Genomic DNA, 22,215 nt, shown 5'->3' with positions numbered 1-22,215 from the left:
CTCGTGGCTCTCACTGGACGAGCACGCCGCCGTCGCCGGGACGGTGGTCCCGGGAGCGGCGCAGGTCCGCGAACGTGAAGGTGCGCTGCAGCCAGCGGTCGCGGCCGTCGTAGCGCGGGGTGAACGACGAGCGGCCGTGCATGGTCACCCGGTTGTCGACGATCGCCAGGTCGCCGCGCCGCAACCGGACTCCGTCGCCGTGCGCGCGGATCAGGTCGTTGAGCACCGCGAGCGCGGCCTCGCCCGCACCGGTGGTGGCACGGGTGGCGGCCTGGTCGTAGCGGAGGTCCGGGTCGTCGTGGTCGCCGGTGAGGATCGCGTGCACGGCACCGGCGCCCGTGCCACCGAACGACGGCGGCGCGGACGTCACGAACTCGGGGCGGTGCAGCGCTTCCCGGACGTCGTGGGGGAGGTGGGGGAGGAGCCGGCGCACGCAGGCGGTGCGCAGTTGCGCGACCTCGTCGTGGTCGGGACGCAGGCACAGCAGCAGGACGTGGTCCGGGCGGTGCGGGTGGAAGGCGTTCTCGATGTGGAAGGTGAGCTCCACCGAGCCGGCGTTGCCCTGCACGTGTTCCTGGCCCGGCACGGGCACCACGTCCTGGACCAGCGCCCCGGACTTCTCCGCGAGGAACGCCCCGGGATCGCCCAGACCGTGGGCGACGAGCAGCAGCGTCGCGGCGGCCACCGTCGCGGTGCGCTGCACCGAACCCGCGACCATCGGCGTGTCCGGCACCTCGCCGAGCGGCAGCCCGGAGAGGACCAGCCTGCCGTCCCGGCCCGAATGCCTGCGGAAGTCGCGGATCGCGACCCGCACACCGCTCGGCGCGTCCTCCCACGCCCGCCGCGCGGCGGTGACGAACTCACGGGTGTCCACAGAGGACCCGTCCGCGAGCTGACTCGCGATCTCGCCGAACGCCTGGAGGTCCTCGTCGAGGAGGAGACCGGAAGTCGCGGTGGTCATGCGCCCATCGCCTCGATGAGGCTCTTCGGCCTGAGGTCGGTCCATTCGCGCTCGACGTAGTCGAGGCACTCGGTGCGTGACGCGGGACCGTGCACCCGAGTCCAGCCGTCCGGGACGGCCGCGAACTCCGGCCACAGCGAGTGCTGGTTCTCGTGGTTGACCAGCACCAGGAACACGCCGTCGGGGTCGTCGAAGGGATTGGTCATCGTGCGTTCCTCTCGATCAGGCGGGCGATCAGCCGGCCGATTTCCTGGGCGGGCCGCTCGTCGAGCAGTCCGTTGTGGGTGGCGTCCACCGGGTGCACGTCGACGCGTCCGGTGACGTGCGGCCGCCACAACGACGGGGAGCGCGGCTGCTCGCCGTCGTCGAGCCGGGTGGCCTGGCAGAACACGAGGTCTCCGTCGAACGTGCGCGGCACGTGCCGCGCGGCGATGGCGTCGTTGTTGACGAACACCGCTTTGGCGGCCCTCAGGTCCTGCAGCTCGCCGGGCAGCTCCACCCCGGCGAGGAGCTCCTGTTCGCTCCGTGCGGCGGCGACGCGCGGATAGGTGTCCAGCAGGGCGAGGAATGCGACCTCGGCGCCGGATTCGCGCAGCTGCACGGCCATCTCGTGCGCGACGTAGCCGCCGAACGACCAGGCCACCAGCCGGTACGGTCCTTCCGGCTGCACCTCGCGGACCCGTGCGACGTACCGCGCGGCCATCTCGGCGATGCTGCCGGGCAGCCGGCCGGTGCCCGCGAGCCCGTCGGCCTGCAGGCCGTGGATCCCGAAGCCGCCGCCGAGCCTCGTGTACGGCCAGGCGAGCCCGCCGAGCGGGTGCACGCAGAACACCGCGGGCTCACCCGAACGCAGTCGCAGCACCGGAGCCAGCGGGTCGGCCGTGTCGTGCAACCGGAGCGCGAGACCCGCGACCGTGGGCGTTTCGAAGACGGTGCGCAGGGTCAGCGTGCCGCCCAGCTCCTCGCGGATCCGGCCGACGAGCTTCGCCGCGGTGAGCGAATGCCCGCCCAGCGCGAAGAAGTCGTCCTCCGGGCCGACCGACGCCACACCCAGCACGTCGGCCACGAGCGCGCACAGGTGTCGCTCGGTGTCGTTCTGCGGCCCGCGCCCCTCGACAGTCCACTGTGGAGCCGGAAGGGCCGCACGGTCGATCTTGCCGCTCGTCGTGCGCGGGAACTCGGCCACGGTCACGATCGCGGCGGGCACCAGGTGCGACGGGAGCTTCCCGGCGAGGTCGTGCCGGGTCACCTCGGCTCCCGTCACGTACCCGGTCAGCCTGCCGTCCCGCAGCACCACGACCGCCTGGCCGACGCCCGGCACGGAGGTGAGCGCGGCCTCGATCTCGCCGGGCTCGACCCGCACACCCCGGACGTTGAGCTGGCCGTCGGCCCTGCCGACGAAGTGCAGCCGCCCGCGGTTGTCCCAGCGGACCAGGTCGCCCGTCCGGTACCTGCGGCCACCGCCCGGCGCGGCGACGAACCGTTGCGCCGTCAGCGCGGCCGCTCCGGCGTACCCGCGGGCCAACGGTGTCCCGGTCACGTACAGCTCGCCCGGCACACCGGGCGGTACCGGCCGCAACGAGTCGTCCAGCACCTCCACACCGGTGTTGGCGATCGGCGTGCCGATCGGCACGAGCGGCCGGTCGCCGGGATCACCGTCCCACGCGGTCACGTCGCAGGTGACCTCGGTGGAGCCGTACTTGTAGCCCACGTCGCCCACCCTCGCCGCGAGGTCGCGGGTGAGCGCCTCCCCGCCGACGAACACGCGCTTCGGCAGTGCGCCGCGGAAGACGCCGAGCATCGACGGCACGAAGTGGACGGTCGTGATGCCGTGCCGCTCGACGAGCTCCGCCAGCCGGGCCGGGTCGCGGTGCGCGCCTGGTTCCGCCACGACCAGAGTTGCTCCCACCCGCAGCGGCCAGAAGAGCTCCCACACCGACACGGTGAACCCGGCCGGTGTCTTGTGCAGCACCCGGTCCTGCGGCCCGAGCGGGTAGGTGCGCTGCAGCCACGCCAGGTGGTTTTCCATCGACGACCGCGAGACCACGACACCCTTCGGCCGTCCGGTCGAGCCGGAGGTGAAGAGCACGTAGGCCGCGTTGTCCGGGTGCGCCCGGCAACCGGGGTCGTGGTCGGGGAAGTGCGCCGAGTCGGCGAGGGTGGCCCGGGTGATCACGATCGACGCCGACGAGTCGTCCAGCACGGCCTGGGCGCGTTCGGCTGGTCCCTCGACGTCGAGCGGTGTGTAGGCGGCCCCTGCCCGGAACACCGCGTGCACCGCCACGACGAAGTCCGCCGAGCGCGGCAACGCGATGGCCACGACGGATTCCGGGCCCACACCGGTGCTGATGAGCAGGTGCGCCAACCGGTTCACGCGGCGTTCCAGCTCGGCGTAGGTGAGCTGGACCTCGCCGTCGATCACCGCGATCGCGTCCGCCGCGCCGCGGATCGCCGGTGTCACCGGAACTTCGGCGGCGGTGTCGTGCACGACCGGTTCACCGGGCAGCAGCACGTCCAGCGAGCTGATCGGGTCGTCCGGTCCGGTGGCCGCCTGGTCGAGCAGCCGCACGAACCGTTCCGCGAGCCTCGTCACCGTCTCGTGGTCGAAGAGCGCCGCCGAGTAGTGGATCTCCCCGTCCAGTCCGCCACCCGGTTGCTCGGTGACGCTGAACGAAAGGTCGAACCGCGCGGACGGCGAGCTGACCTCGACCGGCTCGCCGAGCACCTCCGCGGCGCCACCGACCCGGTAGGACAGCATGACCTGGAACAGCGGGTGCCGTCCCGCCGACCGCGGCGGGTTGAGCACCTCGACGAGCCGTTCGAACGGCGTGTCCTGGTGTTCGTAGGCGTCGAGCGCGGTGTCGCGCACCCGGCCGACCAGCTCGCGGAACGCCGGGTCGCCCTCGGTGCGCACGCGCAGCACCACGGTGTTCAGGAAGCACCCGACGAGGTCGTCCAGCACCGCGTCCGGCCGGCCCGCGACCGGCACCCCGATCGGCAGGTCGGTGCCCGCGCCCGTCCTGGTCAGCAACGCAGCCAGCCCCGCCTGCACCACCATGAACGTCGTGGCGTCACCCCGGATCGCGTCGAGCCGGGCGTGCAGCGCGGGAGGAATCCGGAACGGCACCACCCCGGCGCCGGCCGCGAGACCGGTGCGCGGGCGATCCGCCGGCAGGTTCAGCTCGTCCGGCAACCCGGCCAGGACCTCGGCCCAGTGCGCGTCGTCCGCGGGCAGGTTCCGTTGCCACACCGCGAAGTCCGCGTACTGCACGGGCAACGGCTCCCAGTCCGGTTCCGCGCCGCGCAGCCGGGCCCGGTAGGCGGTGGCCAGGTCGCGCGCCAGCGGTGTCATCGACTCCGCGTCACCGGCGATGTGGTGCAGCAGGAGCAGCAGCACGTCGCCGAAGACCCAGGCCCTGACCGGTGGTTCGGCCGAGAGGTCGAACGGGTGCGCCGCCGCCGACGCGAGCGCCCTGTCGTGCCACGGCCCGACGTCGAGGCGTGGTGCGGTGCCGGTCGGCAGCACGATCTGCTCGTCGTCGCGGAAGACGGTCCGCAGCACCTCGTGCCGGTCCGTCACGTCCGTCAGCGCGGCTCGCAGCGCGTCGATGTCCAGCTCCGGCAGCCGCACCGCGAGCGGGATGTTGTAGTCGGCGGACGGGCCTTCCAGCCGGTGCAGGAACCACAACCGTTCCTGGGCGTGGGACAACGGCAGCCGCCGCGGTCGTTCGCCCGCGACGAGCGCCGGTCGGGTGGTACCGGTGAGCAGGGGCGCGAGCCGGGCGGGCGTGCGGGCCTCGAACACCTGCCGGACGGTCACCTCCGCGCCGAGCCGGGCGCGCACGCGGCCGACCAGCCGGGGCACCAGCATCGAATGGCCGCCGAGTGCGAAGAAGTCGTCGTCCGGGCCGACTTCGGCCACTCCCAGCACCTCCGCGAACAACCCGCACAGCACGGTCTCCCGTCCGCCACGGGCCACCACGGGGCGAACCGGTGCGACGGCGGGCAGCGCGGCCCGGTCGACCTTGCCGCTGGCCGTGAGCGGAAGGGTGTCGAGACGCACGAACCGTTGCGGCACCAGGTGTTCCGGCAGCACCGCGGCCAGCCGGTCCCGCAGCCCGGCGGTCTCCTCCGCGACGACGTAGCCGACGAGCTGCTCGTCCCGCAGCACCACCACGGCCGCGGACACGCCGTCGCAGTTCCGCAGCGCCGCCTCGATCTCGCCCGGTTCGACGCGCATGCCGCGGACCTTGATCTGGTCGTCGGCCCGTCCGGCGTACTCGAGCACGCCGTCGCGCCACCGGGCGAGGTCGCCGGTGCGGTACATCCGGGTGCCGGTGCCGAACGGGTCGGCGACGAACCGCGCCGCGGTGTCGGCCGGTCGGCCGTGGTAGCCCCGCGCGGTCCCGGCACCGGCCAGGTACAGCTCACCGGTCACCCCGTCCGGCACCGGCCGCAACCGCCGGTCCAGCACGTACGCGGCGGTGTGGGCGATCGGGCGCCCGATCACGGGTCCGGCGTGCTCGCCCAGCCAAGCGGTGACCGCGTCCACAGTGGACTCGGTCGGGCCGTACAGGTTGATCGCGCGGATGCCGTTGTCGTTCAACGTCCGCCACAGGTCGCGGTCGACCGCCTCACCGCCCAGCGCGAGCAGCCGCGGGGTGAACGGGCCGGTGGCCAGCAGCATCCGCGCGTGCGACGGCGTCGTCTCCACGACGTCGATCCGGTGTTCCGCGAGGTACGTCAGCAGCGCCTCCGCATCACGCCGCACGTCGTCCTCGACCACGTGCAGCTCATGGCCTGCGAGCAGCCACAGCACCGGGTCCCACGACGCGTCGAACGTCAGCGGCGCGGTGAGCGCGACCTTGTGCGGCACCTCGGGGAACATCTCCGCGCGGTGCTGGTGGAACAGGTTGACGATCGACCGGTGCTCCACCGCGACGCCCTTCGGCGCACCGGTGGACCCCGAGGTGTGCAGCACGTACGCGAGATCCGCCGCCCGGGGCACGACGGGGTCGGCCTCCTCGCCGTCGAGCGGGCCGTCCAGCACGAAGGCCGCGTGCCCGGTCAGCAGCCGCACCCGTTCCTCCGGCGCGCCGACGTCGACGGGCTGGTAGGCCGCGCCCGCCTTGAGCACGCCGAACAACGCGACGACGGCCGCCGCCGAGCGGGGCAGCCGCACCGCGACGACGTCCTCCCGGCCGATCCCGTGCCCGGCCAGCAACCGTGCGATCCGGGTGCTCCGCGCGTCGAGCTCCGCGAACGTCAGCTTCTCGTCCGCCACGACCGCGATCCGGTCCGGGGTCCGCGCGACCTGGGCCGTCAGCAGGTCGACGAGCGTCTCCGCGCACGCCGGCACCTCCGGGGCCACCGGTCGCGCGGCCGCCCACACCGACATCTCCGGCTCGGCCAGCAGTGCACGGACCAGTGCCGTGAACGTCGCGGCGAGCCGGTGCGCCGTCGCGGCGTCGAACAACCCCGTGTCGTACTCGAGGTCACCGGTCACGCCGTCCGGTCCCGGCACGAGGTTCACCGTGAGGTCGAACTTCGCCGCGCCGGTGCCGACCGGCTCGACCGTGACGCCGAGGTCGTCGGCCAGGCGCGCGGCAGGCGGCAGGACCACGAGCAGCGCGCGGAAGAGCGAGGCACCCGGCGCCAGTTCCGCCACCACGGTGTCGAACGGCACCGCCGCGTGCGCGAACGCCGCCAGGTCGGCCTCCCTGACCCGCCGCAGCACCTCGGTGAACCCCGGTTCGCCGCTGAGATCGGTGCGCAGCGCGACGGTGTTGACGAAGTACCCGACGAGATCTTCGAGCCGTTGGTCGGCGCGTCCCGACACCGGCGTGCCGATCACGACGTCCTCGCCACCGCCCAGCCTGCCGAGCAGCACCGCCAATGCGGCGTGCAGCACGGTGAACTCGGTGCACCCGTGCTCCCGCGCGAAGGTCGCCACCGGCGGCAGCTCCAGCGCGATCCTCGCCGCCTCACCGGACGGACGAGATCGGTCGGTCGGCAGGTGCTGCTCGGGCAGCCCGGCGAGGACGTGCCGGAAGTGGTCCAGGTCGGCCGGCCGCTGCTGTTGTTGTTGCCACAGCGCGAAGTCGGCGTACTGCACGCTCAGCGGCGCCTGCGCGGGCGCGGTGACGTCGACGCGCGACCGGTAGGCCGCGGCCAGGTCGCGGGCGAGTGGTCCGAACGACCAGTCGTCGGCCGCGATGTGGTGCAGCACGAGCAACAGCACGCGTTCGTCGCCGTTGCGCACCAGCACCGCCCGCAGCGGCGTCTCACGCGTCAGGTCGAACCCGCGTGCCACTTCGGTGCGGATGCGCGCGTCGACGTCGGTCGTCTCGACGGTCTCCACGTCCAGCATCGCGGGACGCACCAGCTGGTACGGCTCGCCGTCCGCCTCCGGGAACAGCGTGCGGAGGATCTCGTGCCGTGTCACCACGTCGTTCAGGGCCCACTTCAACGCCGCCGCGTCCACCTCGGGTGACAGCCGCAGCAGGACCGGCATCGAGTACCGCGGTGACGTGGGGTCGAGCCGGTTCAGCAGCCAGAGCCCGCGTTGCACCGGGGCGAGCGGAACCCGGTCCGGGCGGGGGATCGAACCCAGCTCGGTGACGGGCGTGCGGACGTCACCGACGAGAGCCGCGAGAAGGGCGGGCGTCGGTGCGCTGAACAACGCGGTGAGCCGCACGTCCGCGCCGAGCCGCGCGTTGATCCGGTTCACGACCTGCGCGGCCGGCAGCGAATGCCCGCCCAGCGCGAAGAAGTCGTCGTGCACGCCGACCCGGTCGACGCCCAGCACCTCGGCGAAGATCGCGCACAGCTCGCGTTCGGCCGCGGTCGCCGGCTCCTGCGTCGTCACGACGGGGTCGGGCAGCCGGGCGCGGTCGAGTTTCCCGTTGGGGTTCAACGGGATCTCGTCCACCTCGACGAACACCGACGGCACCAGGTGGGCGGGCAGCTCCGCCGCGAGCGCGCCGCGCAGCTCACCCGGCCGCAACGGCCTCGACGGCACGACGTAGGCGACGAGCCGTCCGTCCCGCGTGATCACCGCTGTCTGCCGTACCCCGTCCACTGTGGACAAGGCCGCTTCGACCTCGGCGGGTTCGACCCGGAAGCCGAGGATCTTGACCTGGTGGTCCAGCCGGCCCGCGAACTCCAGCCGGCCGTGCGCCCACCGGACGCGGTCGCCGGTGCGGTACAGGCGGGTGCCGCTGCCGAACGGGTCGGCGACGAAGCGCTCGGCCGTGAGGCCCGGTGCGTCGCGATAACCGCGGGCGAGCCCGGCACCCGCGAGGTACAGCTCGCCCCACACCCCTTCCGGCACCGGCCGCAGCGCGGTGTCGAGCACGTACACCCGCGCGTTGCCGATCGGCCTGCCGATCGGGACCGGCCCTTCGGACTCCGCGATCTCCCAGACGACACAGCCCACCGTCGCCTCGGTCGGCCCGTACTCGTTGACGACGAGGGCGCCGGGGTTCGCCGCCCGCCACCGCCGCAGCACCTCGGCGTCGAGCGCCTCGCCGCCGATGACGAGGTTGCGCGCGGGCGGCACGTCCATCAACCGCAGGTGGCTCGGCGTGACCTTCAGCAGGTCGGTGGCCCCGTCGAGCTCGCCGAAGCGGACGCGGCCACCCGAGATCAGCGGCGCGAACAGCGTGGTGACCGGCATGTCGAAGGCCACCGACGAGTGGATCAGCGCCTCCCCGCTCGCCGCCGGGTACAGCCGCACCGCTTCGGCCAGGTACGCGGCCAGGGACGCGTGCTCGATCACGACACCCTTCGGGGTGCCGGTGGAGCCGGACGTGTGGATCACGTACGCGGCCGACCTCGCATGCACCGGCACGTTGAGCCGTTCGGCGGGGAACCTCTCCAGTCCCTCGAAGGACTCCGGTGTGATCACCGCTCGCGTGCCCGAAGTCAGCAGCGCGATCCGCGAGGCCGGGTAGCCGGCGTCCACGGGCACGTAGGCGGCGCCGGACTTGAGCACCGCCACCAGTGCCACGAGCAGGTCGGCCGACCGCGGCAGCACCACGCCGACCAGGTCGCCGGGACCCGCCCCGATCCGCCGGGCCAGCCGGTTCGCCCGCGCGTCCAGCTCGGCGTAGGTCAGCGAGCCATTGGCGTCCGACACCGCCACGGCATCTGGTGTGCGATCCACCTGCGCCTCTATCAGCTCCGGCAGCACCGCGTCCGGCAGTGTGCGCGCGGTGGCGTTGCGCGAGATCACCAGCTCGTGGCGTTCGGCGTCGGTCAGGACCGGCAGCGAACCGATGCGCCGCACGGGGTTCGCGGCGATCGCACCGAGCAGCCGCAGGAACCGCGTCACGATCGACTCGGCCGTGCGGCGGTCGAACAGGTCGGTGGCGAACTGCAGGGACCCGTGCCAGCCGCCGTCGTGCTCGGTGAAGGCGAGCAGCAGGTCGAACTTGGCCTGTCCGGCCCCGACCGGCTCCAGCTCGACGTCGAGCCCGGGCAGCGACGGTGCGACGGCCTCGCCGTCGATCGACAGCATCACCTGGAACAACGGGTGCCTGGCCGCCGAGCGCACCGGGTTGACCGCCTGCACGAGCCGGTCGAACGGCACGTCGGCGTAGGTGTAGGCCGCGATGTTCGCGTCCCGCACCCGCAACAGGAGCTCGGTGAACACCGGATCGCCGGAAAGGTCCGTGCGCAGCGGCAACGTGTTCACGAACAGCCCCACGAGCTCCTCGAACGCGGTGTCCCGGCGGCCGTCGACGGGCGCGCCGAGCACGACGTCGTCACCCGCGCCGAGCCGGCCGAGCAGGACCGCGAACGCGGCCTGCAGCACCATGAACTCGCTGACCCCGTCGCGGCAGAGCCCCGCCAGCGCCGCCCTGGTGCCGGAGGGCACCGCGAACGCCACCTCGTCACCCCGGAACGACTGCACCGCCGGGCGTTCCCGGTCGAACGGCAGCTCGATCTGGTCCGGCACGTCCCTGAGGACCCTCGTCCAGTGCGCCAGCGCCTCGTCGTGGTGTTCCTGCTGCCGCATCGCGAAGTCCGCGTACTGGGCGGGCAGCGGAGTCCACTGTGGAGACTCGCCTCGCGTCCTGGCCGCGTAGGCGAAGGCCAGGTCACGGGCCAGCGGCCGCATCGAGCCACCGTCACCGGCGATGTGGTGCAACGTCACGAGCAGCACCTGGTCCGGTGACAGGACGGCCCGGATCGGCAGCTCGCGGTCGAGCTCGAACGGCCGCACCTCCGGCTCACCGAGCGAGAACGGCACCTCGAAACAGTCCTGCACCACCTGGTACGGCCCGGCCGGGTCGATGATCGTGCGCAGCACCTCGTGCCGCCGCAGCACGTCACCGAACGCGGCCCGCAACGCCTGCACGTCCACGTGGCCGCGCAGCCGCAGGGAGATCGGGATCGTGTAGGTCGTGGACGGGCCTTCGAGCCGGTGCAGGAACCACATCCGTTGCTGAGCGGCGGACAGCGGCACGTCCCGAGGTCGTGCCACGACCGGCTCGGCGATCTCCGGCCCGAGCGCGGTGGCGAGCCGGGCCACGGTGGGCGCGGCGAACACGTCCCGGATCGAGACGTCCGCGCCGAACTCGTCGCGCAGCCGGTTCACCAGTCGCGCGACCAGCAGCGAATGCCCGCCGAGCGCGAAGAAGTCGTCGTCCGCGCCGATGCCGGTGACGCCCAGCACGTCGGTGAACAGCGCCGCGATCCGGCTCTCCACGCCCGCGGACGGTGCCCGGGAGACCACCTTCGCCGCCTCGGGGGCGGGCAGCCGACGGCGGTCGATCTTGCCGTTCGCCGTGCGCGGCAACACGTCCAGCACCACGAAGGCGGACGGCACCATGTGCTCGGGCAGTGACCGCGCCACCAGCTCCCGCACCCCGGTCACGTCGGCGTCACCCACGAGGTAGGCGACGAGCCGGTCCCCGTGCACGGCGACGGCTGCCTGTGCGACCCCGGGCAGTGCGGTGAGCACGGCCTCGACCTCGCCGAGCTCGATCCGGAAGCCGCGGATCTTCACCTGGTCGTCGACGCGTCCGGCGAACTCGAGCCGTCCGGCCTCGGTCCACCGCGCCAGGTCGCCCGTGCGGTAGAGGCGCTCGCCGGTGCCGAACGGGTTCGCCACGAACCTGGTCGCGGTCAGTCCCGGCCGGCCGTGGTAGCCGCGGGTCACGAGATCACCCGCCACGTAGAGCTCGCCGGTCACGCCGATCGGTGCGAGCCGCATCCTGGCGTCCAGCACCAGAATCCGGGTGTTCCAGACCGGGGTGCCGATGGTGATCACACCGGGTGGCACCGCGTCACCGGGCTCGATCCGGAAGACCGTGCACCCGACGGTGGTCTCGGTCGGGCCGTACTCGTTCAGCACGGTCGCGTCCGGATGCTTCGCCCGCCACACGTCGAGTGCGTCGCCGAGCAGCGACTCACCGCCGAGCACGAGCTGCGCGGAAGGGGAGTACTCGTCGCCCACGACGCCGAGCGGCTGCAGGTGGCTCGGCACCGCCTTCACGAAGTCCGGTTTGGACACCGCGACCTCGGCCGCGGGCCCGGTTCCGCGCCACGGCACCAGCTCCACGCATCCGCCGGTCAGCAGCGGTCCGTAGAGGCCGGTCACCGTCAGGTCGAACGCGATCGGCGAGTGCACCAGGCTCCGGCCGCGCAGGGCGGTGTACTCGCTGGTGGCCCACGCCAGGTACGCGACCAGTGAGCGGTGTTCGACCACCACGGCCTTGGGCGTCCCCGTCGAACCGGAGGTGAAGATCACGAACGCCGCGTTCTCCGGCCGCACCTCCACCTCGACCGGATCGTCCGGTTCGTCGACGGAGGCGAGGAACTCGGGCGTCACGACCGCGACCGGCGCGATGTCGCGGATCATGAACTCGATGCGTTCCGCCGGATGCCGCGGGTCGAGCGGCAGGTAGCCCGCACCGGTCTTCAGGATGCCCAGCAGGGTGACCAGCACGTTCACGCCGGTCGGCAGCAGCACCGCGACGAACCGCTCGGGTCCGGCGCCCAGCGCGAGCAGCAGCCTGGCCAGGCGGTTCGCCGCCGCGTCGAGCTCCGCGTAGGTGAGCGTCGTCCGTCCGCACACGACGGCCGGAGCGTCGGGCGTGCGGGCGACCTGCGCCTCGATCAACGACGTCAGCGTGCCGGACGGCACGTCGTGCGCGGTGTCGTTCCACGCCGCGAGGGTTCGGCGTTCGGCGTCGCTGACGACGTCCAGCAGGCCGATCGGCAGGTCGGGAGTGGCGACCGCGGCCGCGAGCACGCCGGCGAACCGGTCGGCGACGCGCCGCGCGGTGGCGTGGTCGAAGAGGTCGGTGGCGAACTCCAGGAAGCAGTCGAGGCCCTCGTCCTGTTCCCGCAGGAAGAACGACAGGTCGAACTTCGCGGTCGGCGAGGTCGGTTCCAGCACCTCGGTCCGCAGTCCCGGCAGCTCGGCGTCGACGCGCAGGTCCGCGTCGACCCAGTTCAGGTTGACCTGGAACAACGGATGCCGCGCCGTCGAGCGGGCCGGGTTGACCGCCTCCACGACCCGCTCGAACGGCACGTCCTGGTTCGTGTAGGCGGCCAGCGCGGCCGTCCGCACCCGTGCCAGCACCTCGCCGAACGTCGGCGCGCCGCTCAGATCGGTGCGCAGCACCAGGTTGTTCACGAAGAAGCCGACCAGCCCGGTGACCGCGTCGTCCCTCCGGTTCGCCACCGGCGAGCCGATCACGACGTCCTCGCCGGCGCCGAGCCGGTGCAGCAGCGTGACCAGTGCGGCCTGCACGACCATGAACGCGGTCACGCCTCGTTCCCCGGCGAGCGCCCGCAGTCCTTTGTGGACTTCGGCGGGCACGGTGAACCGGACGACGTCGCCGCGGTGGGACGACACGGCGGGCCGCGGCCGGTCGTACGGCAGGTTCATCTGCTCGGGCAGCCCGGCCAGCGCCGTCGTCCAGTGCGCGAGCTGCCTCGCCATCGTGCTGCCGGGATCGGCGGCCGAGCCCAGCATCTCCCGCTGCCACACCGCGTAGTCCGCGTACTGCACGGGCAACGGTTCCCAGCCGGGTGCCGTTCCGCGTGACCTCGCGGTGTACGCGAGCGCCAGGTCCGCGGCCAGCGGGTGCATCGACAGCGCGTCACCGGCGATGTGGTGCAGCACCAGCAACAGCACGTGGTCGTCGGGCGCGAGCGTGAACACCTTCGGGCGCAACGGCGTCTCAGTGGCGAGGTCGAACGGCGCCGCCACCGCTTCGGCCAGGGCGTGGTCCAGCCTGGCCTCGGTCACCGGGACGACCGTCAGCGGCGGCGCGGAGTCGAGCACCACCTGGTGCGGTCCCGTCGCGTCCTCGGCGAAGACCGTGCGGAGCACCTCGTGCCGCGTCGCGAGGTCCCGCAGCGCGGCCGACAGCGCGTCGACGTCGAGCGAACCCTTGAGCCGCAACGCGATGGGCAGGTTGTAGGCCGCGGTCGGTCCCTCGAACCGGTGCAGGAACCACAACCGCTCCTGCGCGTGGGACAACGGTGTCCGGCCCCGGGCGCGGGGTGTCAGCGCGGGCCTGCGCGCGGCCGCCCCGGCGACGAGCTCCGCGATCTGCGCCGGGGTCGTGGACTCGAACAACGACGCCAGCTCGACCTCCACGCCGAGCACCGTCCGGATCCGGTTCGCGAGCCGGGCGACGGACAGCGAATGTCCTCCCAGCGCGAAGAAGTCGTCGTCCAGGAAGACCCGCGGCACACCGGTGACCTCGGCGAACAGCCCGCACAACAGCTCTTCCGGCACCGTGCGCGGTGCCCGTCCCGACGAGGGCGCGAACGACGGCACCGGCAACGCGGACCGGTCGAGCTTGCCGCTGGTCGTGGACGGGAACGTGTCCAGCTCGACGATGACCGGCGGCACCATGTACTCGGGCAGGGTCCTGGCCAGTGCCGCGCGCAACTCGTCGTGGTCGACGGGTGCCGTCGTGACCACGTAGCCGGCGAGCCGCTGGTCGTGCACGGCCGCCGCGGCCCGCACCACGCCGGGGAACGCGGTCATCGCCGACTCGATCTCACCCAGCTCGACGCGCTGCCCGCGCAGCTTCACCTGGCCGTCCGAACGGCCGAGGTACTCCAGTTCGCCGGCCGCGGTCCAGCGCACCAGGTCACCCGTCCGGTACAGCCGGGAACCGTTGCGGCCGAAGGGGTTCGCGACGAACCGGTCCGCGGTCAGGCCGGGACGGTCGAGGTAGCCGCGAGCGAGCTGGACGCCACCGACGTAGAGCTCACCCGGCACGCCGGGCGGCACCGGCCGCAGCCGTGCGTCCAGCACGTACGCGGTGGTGTTGGGCACCGGGCCGCCGATCAGCACGGTCCGCGGGTCCGGTGGCGCCTGCCAGTGCGCCACGTCGACGGCGGCCTCGGTCGGGCCGTAGGCGTTGACCAGCACCGCGTCCGGGTTCTTCTTCTCCCGGTGGAAGCGCCGGACCAGCTCGGCGGGCAACGCCTCGTCGCCGGACTCCAGGTAGCGGATCGACGCGGGCAGGTCGGCCTCGGCGAGGAAGGTCGCGAGCCGGGACGAACCCAGGTGCGCGATGGTGACCTGCTCGGCGTGCATCAGCTTCGACAGGTGGGCCGGATCCCGGTAGCCGCCGGGCTTCGGCACCACGAGCGCCGCGCCGCGCGAGAGGGTCCAGAAGACCTCCCACACCGAGACGTCGAACCCGATCGGCGTCGCCTGCAGCACGCGGTCGCCGGGACCGGCGCAGACCTCGGCCTGCATCCACGCCAGCCGGTTCGTCATGCCCGCGTAGGTGTTGATCGTCCCCTTGGGACGGCCGGTCGATCCGGAGGTGTAGATGATGTACGAGCCGTTGGCCGGATGAGCGATGACTCCCGGGTTCTCCGGCGACTCGTCGGGCGCGTCCACCGCGATGCGGTCGAACCCCTCGACGTCGTGCTCGGCCATGATCAGCGTCGCACCCGAGTCGCGCAGGACGTAGTCGATCCTGTCGGCGGGATGGCCTGGGTCGATCGGGACGTACGACGCGCCGGCCTTGACCACGGCCCACAGCGCGACGATCTGGTCGGCCGAGCTGGGCAGCATGATCGCGACGCGGGTCTCGGGCCCGGCGCCACGCCGCCGCAGCGCGTGGGCGAGCTGGTTGACGCGTGCGTTGAACTCGCCGTAGCTCAGCCGTTCCTCTTCGCTGATCACGGCTTCGAGGGACGGGTCCTGCGACTCCAGCAGCTCGACGAGCGAGGGTCCGGCGAACTCGCGGGAGGTGGCGTTCCACTCGTGCAGCACGAGCGAGCGCTCGCCGGCTCCCATGACGTCCACTTCGGACAGTCGCAGCTCCGGTCGGGCGGTGACGGTTTCAAGGACGCGCACGAACCGTTCGACCAGCTTCTGGGCGGTGGTGTGGTCGTAGAGGTCCGTCGCGTACTCGAAGCGGCACGTCAGACCGCCGTCGCCGGCGACGACGCAGTCGAAGTGGGCGTCGAACTTGGCGGTGCCGTTGGTGACCACGTCCGGCTCGACCGCGACGCCGGGCAGACTGACCTCGGCGTCGGTGAAGTCCAGCAGTGCCACCATGACCTGGAAGAACGCGTGCCGCGACCGCGACCGCTCCGGCCGCAGCTCCTCCACCAGCCGTTCGAACGGCACGTCCTGGTGGGCGTACGCGGCCAGGCCGGTCTCGCGCACCCGGCCGAGCAGCTCGGTGAAGGCCGGGTCGCCGGAGGTGTCGAACCGGTAGACCAGCGTGTTGATGAAGACGCCGACGACGTCGTCGAGCGCGGAGTCGGCGCGGCCGGCGATCGCGCCACCGATCGGCACGTCCTCACCGGCGCCCAGCGCGGTCAGCAGTGCCGCCACCGCGGCCTGCAGCACCATGAACGGGGTGCTGCGGGTCTGGCCCGCCAGCTCCCGCACCCGGCCGTACAGCTCGGGGGAGACGGTGAACTCGACGTGCCCGCCCTCGTGCGTCGGCACGGCGGGCCGCGGCCGGTCGGACGGGAACGTGACCTCCTGGGGCAACCCGGCCAGCTGCTCGGCCCAGTAGGCCACCTGCCGGTCCAGCTCGTCCGCCATCGTTTCGCGCTGCCACAGGGCGAAGTCCGCGTACTGCACCGGCAACGGGGTGAACACCGGCTCGGCACCCGCGTGGCGGGCCGCGTAGGCGGTGGAGAGATCGTCGGCCAGCGGCCTCAGCGAGACACCGTCCGCGGCGATGTGGTGGATGACGAGCAGGAGGAGGTGCTCGTCCGCGTTCCGGGAGAACAGGGTCGCGCGCACGGGCAGGTCACGGGTCAGGTCGAACGGCACACCGGCCAGCGCCCCGAGGTCGGCGTCCTCGTCCGACACGGTCAGCTCGAACTCGTCACCGGCGAGGATCACCTGATGCGGGCCGTGCTCGTCCTCGGGGTAGATGGTGCGCAACGGTTCGTGCCGGATCAGCACGTCCCTCAGCGCGGCACCGAGCGCGTCGGCGTCGACCGGCCCGGTCAGCGAGATCCGCAACGGGATGTTGTAGGTGCCCGATCCGCCCTGCAGCCTTTGCAGGAACCACATCCGTTCCTGGGCGAAGGACAACGGCAGGCGTTGCGGCCGTTCGGTCACCGTGATCCGGGACGACCGCCGTTCACCGCCGGCCAGCAGTGCGGCGATCCCGGCGACCGTGGGCGACGCGAAGACCTCGCGCAGGGTGAGGGAGACCCCGAACTCGTCGCGCAGGCGGTGCGCCAACCGGATCATGAGGATCGAGTTGCCGCCGAGCGCGAAGAACTCGTCGTCGACGCCGACCTCGCCGACGCCGAGAACCTCCGCGACGATGCGGCACAACGCCTCCTGCTCACCGGTGCCCGCCGACCGCTCCTGACCCGCCTGGACGGACTCGGCCGAGCCGATCGCGGCACGGCTGGTCACCTCGAACGCCGAGACCGGCGCGTCCAGCGAGTCGGCGGCCCCCTCCAGCAACGCCAGCAGGTCGGCCGCGAGCGCCGCCACGTCGAGCGCGGTCGTGCGGGCCGCGAACCGCAGCCGCAGCCCGGCTTCGGGGAACACCTCCAGCGACACGGGGTAGTGCGACCGCTGCCGCAGTTCGGCACCCGCGAGCCGCAGCCCGCCCGCGGTGAAGTCCTCCGGCAGCGGGTAGTTCTCGAACGCCAGCACGGTGTCGACCAGCTGGCCGTGCCCGAGGTCGGCGATGCCGACGTGCCGGTGCGGCGCGAGATCCGCCTGCGCCTGCTGGAGATCGGCGAGCAGCGCGGCCAGCGGTCGGTCCGCGTCGAGGCGGACCCGCACCGGCAGCGTGGCGAGGAACAGCCCGATCATGCGGTCGGCGCCGGGCACCTCGGCGGGACGGTCGGCCGCGGTGGCGCCGAACACCACGTCCGTGCGGCCGGTGACCGCGCCGAGCAGCACCGCCCACAGACCCTGCACCACCGTGTTCAGCGTGAGGCCGTGCGCTCGCGCGGACTTGGTCAGCCGTTCCGTCGTGTCCTGCGGCAGCACGGCTTCGTGCTCGGCGTGCTCCCCGTCGGCGGCGAGCAACGGCGCCGGCGTGAAGCCGTCGAGCGCCTCGGCCCAGGCCTTCCGCGCGGCGTCGACGTTCTGGCGCCGCAACCAGCTCAGGTAGTCCTTCATGGACGGTGCGGGCGGCAGCGTTTCGCCGCCGTAGGCCGCGAACAGCTCGGACACCAGCAGCGGCAACGACCAGCCGTCGAGCAGCAGGTGGTGGTGCGTGATGACGAGGTGGTCCCCGGCCGCGGCGAACCGGATCAGCGGCGGCCGGACCACGCTGAACCCGCGCGCCCGGTCCCTCTCGAGGAAGTCCGCGAGGTCGTCGTGCTCGGCCCACAGGACCTTCACCTCGGACGGGATCACCTGGACCGGCTCGCCGCCCGACCGGCTGCGGAAGCCCGCCCGCAGCTGCGGATGCCTGGTCAGCACAGCCGCGGCGGCCGCGCGCATGCGGTCGCGGTCGAAACCGCCGTCGACGTGCAGGACGAGCTGGCCGACGTACGGGTCCTCGCGCTCGTACAGCGCGAGGAACAGCAGTCCCTGCTGCAGCGGCGACAACGGCAGGACGTCCGCGACGCCGCGCAACCGGTCGAGCTCGGCCTGGGTGATCTCCACCAGCGGCACGTCGGACGGGGTGAGCCCGTCCGGTTCGGCGGCGATGCCGTGCAGCGCCCCGACCCACGCCTCCGCCAGGTTCCGGATCTCGTCGGCGGCGAACAGCTCGGCGGGGAAGGTCCACCGCGCGGTCAGCTCACCGTCGCGCACGCAGGTCGTGATCTCGAGGTCGTGCGCGAACGCCAGCCCGTCGTCGGTCAGCAGCTCGAACTCGACGACGTCGGCCGGCAGGCGGCCCAGGTGGTTGAACGCGATCCGCGGTGTGCCGGTCGCCGTGGTGCGCAGATCTTCCTTGGTGCGCCGCAGTTGCCGCGCCGCGACACCGAGCCGGACCGTGCGGAACTCGGTGAACCAGCCGACCGTCGAGGCCAGGTCCGCGTCCCGGCCGTGGCCCTCGACGTGCACGAGCAGCTCTTCGCCCCGTGCCGCGACCAGCCCGGCGAGCAGCACGTCGTCGGCGGTGGTGTGCGGCTTGGTGAGCAGGGCGGTGGTGAGCTCCGCCGGTAGCGTGACCGTGACTGTCGCCGGGGTGCCGTGCCGCGGTTCGAGTGCGATGTCCTCGTCGCCCTGGCGCAGGGCCCAGGTGCGGAACGAGGTTCCCGGCGCGGACAGCGGGCGTCCGGCGAGCGCGTTGCGGAGGTCGTCGAGCAGGATGCGCCACGAGACGCCGTCCACGACGTGGTGGTGCAGCACGAACCGCACCTGGTCCGGAGACCACAGCACCCGTCCGGTGACACCGGCTTCCGGATCGAGCACGGCCTCGCCGCCGCGCGTCACGACCTCGGCGGCACGCACCGAACCGACCGGCCGGATCTCGTTGCCGCGCAGGCGCAGGACGTCGTGCCGGTCCAGCACCGCCTGCCACGCCGTCACCAGGTCGTCGAACGCGATCTCGGCCCTGATCACCACGGAGTGCGCGAACCCGGACGACGGGCCGCGGGCGGCCAGCCACCGCATGGCGGGCGTGGGCGGGAACTCGCCGACCGGTTCGTCCTCCGTGGACACCAGCGGGGTGGCGACCGCGGCCAGGCGAGCGACGGTCCGCTGGGTGAACACGTCCCCGGGGGTGATCCGCCAGCCCGCCTGGCGCAGCCGCGACACCAGGCCGAGCGCGTGGATGCTGTCCACGCCGAGCACGAACAGGTCGTCGTCGACACCGGGGCCGACGCCCAGCAGGTCCGTCAGCGCGTGCACCAGCGCGTGCTCGACCGGTCCCGCGGCGGACCGCGACGCGGAGGCCGCGGGGGACGGCAAGGCGCGCCGGTCGAGCTTTCCGTTGGCGGTCACCGGGATCTCGGGGATCGTCAGCACGAACGCCGGCACCGCGAACGGCGGCAGCCGGCGGGCCAGCCAGGCCAGTGGATCCTCGGCGGGACGACCGGTGACGTAGCCGGCGAGCTGGCCGGACCCGCGCGGCACCACGACGGCCCGTTCGACGCCGGGCAGCTCCGCGAGCACCGACTCGACCTCGCCGAGCTCGACCCGCTGACCGTTGACCTTGACCTGCCCGTCCGCGCGGCCGACGTACTCGATCACGCCGTCGGCGCCGACCCGCGCGAGGTCACCGGTGCGGTACATCCGCGTGCCCGTGCCGAACGGGTCGGCGACGAACCGTTCCGCGGTCAGGTCCGGCCGGTCGAGGTAGCCGCGGGCGAGCTGGACCCCCGCCAGGTACAGCTCGCCCACCACCCCTGGCGCCGCGGGAGCGAGCGCCGGGTCCAGCACGTACGCGCGGGTGTTCGCGACGGGCTTGCCGATCGGCACGACGTCCGCCGGCGCGCATTCGTGCGTCGTCACATCGATGGAGGCTTCGGTCGGGCCGTAGTAGTTGTACAGCCGCGTACCGGGGTTGACCTCGAAGAACCGTCGGACGGTCGCGGGCGCAAGCGCTTCACCGCTGCACACGACGAAACGCGTCGAGGCAGGCAGCGCGTGCTCGTGCAGGAACGCGGCGAGCATCGACGGCACGAAATGGGCGACCGTGACGTTCTCCGCCCGCATCAGCTCGGCGAGGTAGCCGGGATCGCGGTGGCCGTCGGGGCGTGCCACCACGAGCGTCGCGCCGCGGGTGAACGGCCACAGCAGCTCCCACATCGACACGTCGAAACCGATGGGGGTCTTGTGCAGCACGCGGTCCGCGGCGGTGAGGTGGTGTTCGGCCTGCATGCCGCGCAACCGGTTCGTGATGCCGTCGTGCGTGATCACGACACCCTTGGGCGTGCCGGTGGAACCGGAGGTGTGGATGACGTAGGCGGCGTCGCCACGCCGCGCGCCGGGGTTGTGCTCCGGCCGGCCGTCGAACGTCGTGCTCTCGTCGATCACGAACGCGGGCCGGACGTCCGCGACCATCCGGGACACCCGATCGGCGGGCAGGTCGGGGTCGATCGGCACGTGCACGGCACCGGCCTTGAGCACGCCCCACACCGCGGCGATCAGCTCCGGTGACCTCGGCAGCCGGACGACGACGCGGTCCTCGGGCCCGATCCCGTTGCCCAGCAACGTGTGCGCGACCTGGTTGACCCGCCTGTTCAGCTCGGCGTAGGTGAGACGGACGCCGTCCGCGACCACGGCCTCGGCCGCGGGGTCCTGCGCCTCGAAGGCGGCGACCAGGTCCAATGGCGGCAGGTCCCGTGTCGTGTCCTGCCACGACGCGAACCGCTCCCGGTCTTCCGGACTCAGCAGGTCGACGGCACCGATCGGCAGGCGCGGATCGGCGGTGAGAAGCCGCACGAACCGGTCGAGGTGCGCCGCCACGACCTCCGGGGTGAACCGGCCGGGGTGGGCGTTGAAGGTGAGCTGGATGCCGTCGCGGTCGGCCGTCGCGTCGAGCGCCAGGTCGCGCACCGGCCCGGACGACAGGACGTGCACCTGGACGTCACCGATGCTGGTGGCGGCGAACGGCAGCAGGTTCACCGTCGGCCCCAACGGCTGGACGTCGAGCGCGCGGCGCAGCTCGGCCGCGGGGAACCGCTGGTGCCGTTGCGCCTGCCCGAGCTCCACCGACACCTGGTCGACCAGCTCGGCGAACGTGGTGGACGCGTCGACCTCGACCCGCACCGGCACGTCGTTGACGAGCATCCCGGGAGTGGCCATGGCGGCCGGGCCCTGCCTGGCCGCCATGAGCACCCGCACCACGACGTCGGACGCCCCGGTCACGCGGTGGACGTGGGCCGCCATCGCCGCGATCACCGGCGTGGACCAGCGCCCGGTCAGGCCGCGCACGGGCTCGGCGTCCTCGGCGGACAGCCTGGCGGTGGACCTGGGCAGGCTCGGCGCGAGACCGTCGGCGCCCGCGCCGAGATCGGCCGGGTCGGGTGCGTCCGCGAACCGGGTCAGCCAGTACTCGCGATCCCGCTCGTACCGGGCGGACGAGTGGTAAGCGCTTTCCGATTCGATCAGGTCGCTCAGGGCGCCGAACCGGCAGGGGGCGGGCTCGATGCCCGAGCGCAGCGCTTCGTGCACCGCGACGAGGCGCTCGACGTAGAGCGCGAGCGAGTACGCGTCGAGCAACACGTGGTGGTACCGGAAGTACAGCCACCAACGGCCGGGCGCCACGTGGAGCAGGACGTGCGTGAACAGCTGACCGTCCACAAGGGATACCGGGGTGGCCAGGTCGGCCTCCATCCGTGCGTGCGCCTCGGCCTCGTCGCAGGTGATCACGGTGAGCTCGCCGGTGATGCCGTCGTCGACGTGCTGCCGGGCGCCGTCCTGGCTGAAGCGCACCCGCAGCGCCTCGGTCTCGGCGACCGTCCGGCGCACCGCCTCGTGCAGGTGGTCGGCGGAGGTCAGCTCCAGCCGGAGCGCGCAGTTGAAGAGCGGGCTCGCGGGGTCGAGCTGCTGCGCGACCCAGACCCCGTGCTGGGCGGCGGTCAGCGGGAGTCCGGTCATCGCCGTGCCTTCTCCTCGATCAGCGTGGCGACGACACCGGCGAGCGCGTCGATGCTCGGGTGGTCCCAGGCGAGCATCGGATCGGCCTCGATGCCGTACTCGTCCTCGATGTCGGCGCACAGCGCCACGGCGGTGAGCGAGTCGAGCCCGTACTCCGCGAGCGGTCTCGCGGTGTCGACCTCGTCGGGGGCGCGGTCGAGGTAGGCGGCGACGCGTCCGGTGAGCCAGGGGCGGAGGGTGTCGGCGGACATGACGGGTGGTTCCTTCC

General features: G+C 72.8%; 4 protein-coding genes. All 4 read right to left on the bottom strand.

Features of this window, described 5'->3' with window-relative positions; all coding sequences use genetic code 11:
• Positions 1-10: 10 nt before the first annotated feature.
• From ACWEIJ_RS04755 to ACWEIJ_RS04740, 4 genes are read right to left on the bottom strand one after another with little or no spacing between them, the layout of a single operon-like run.
• On the bottom strand, positions 11-961 hold the full coding sequence (locus tag ACWEIJ_RS04755; RefSeq protein WP_449835823.1) for a TauD/TfdA family dioxygenase: 951 nt from the start codon (positions 959-961) through the stop codon (positions 11-13).
• The gene (locus ACWEIJ_RS04750; RefSeq protein ID WP_449835822.1) at positions 958-1,167 is read right to left on the bottom strand and encodes an MbtH family protein; all 210 of its coding nucleotides are present in this window, start codon (positions 1,165-1,167) and stop codon (positions 958-960) included. The genes ACWEIJ_RS04755 and ACWEIJ_RS04750 overlap by 4 nt, the downstream gene beginning before the upstream one ends.
• The gene (locus ACWEIJ_RS04745; protein WP_449835821.1) at positions 1,164-21,947 is read right to left on the bottom strand and encodes a non-ribosomal peptide synthase/polyketide synthase; all 20,784 of its coding nucleotides are present in this window, start codon (positions 21,945-21,947) and stop codon (positions 1,164-1,166) included. The genes ACWEIJ_RS04750 and ACWEIJ_RS04745 overlap by 4 nt, the downstream gene beginning before the upstream one ends.
• Positions 21,944-22,198 (bottom strand): acyl carrier protein, encoded by a 255-nt coding sequence (locus ACWEIJ_RS04740; protein ID WP_449835820.1) that lies wholly within the window; start codon positions 22,196-22,198, stop codon positions 21,944-21,946. Before ACWEIJ_RS04740 ends, ACWEIJ_RS04745 begins: the two co-directional genes overlap by 4 nt.
• Positions 22,199-22,215: the final 17 nt, after the last annotated feature.

The organism is Lentzea sp. NPDC004789, from assembly GCF_053601075.1.
Note: the sequence above shows the minus strand (reverse complement) of the source record. Positions and strands in the feature narration are given on the sequence as shown.

What these genes read in the sequence shown, in the direction of transcription:
- ACWEIJ_RS04750 (WP_449835822.1), bottom strand. Translation starts at nt 1,167, where the DNA reads ATGACCAATCCCTTCGACGACCCCGACGGCGTGTTCCTGGTGCTGGTC.
- ACWEIJ_RS04755 (WP_449835823.1), bottom strand. Translation starts at nt 961, where the DNA reads ATGACCACCGCGACTTCCGGTCTCCTCCTCGACGAGGACCTCCAGGCG.
- ACWEIJ_RS04740 (WP_449835820.1), bottom strand. Translation starts at nt 22,198, where the DNA reads ATGTCCGCCGACACCCTCCGCCCCTGGCTCACCGGACGCGTCGCCGCC.
- ACWEIJ_RS04745 (WP_449835821.1), bottom strand. Translation starts at nt 21,947, where the DNA reads ATGACCGGACTCCCGCTGACCGCCGCCCAGCACGGGGTCTGGGTCGCG.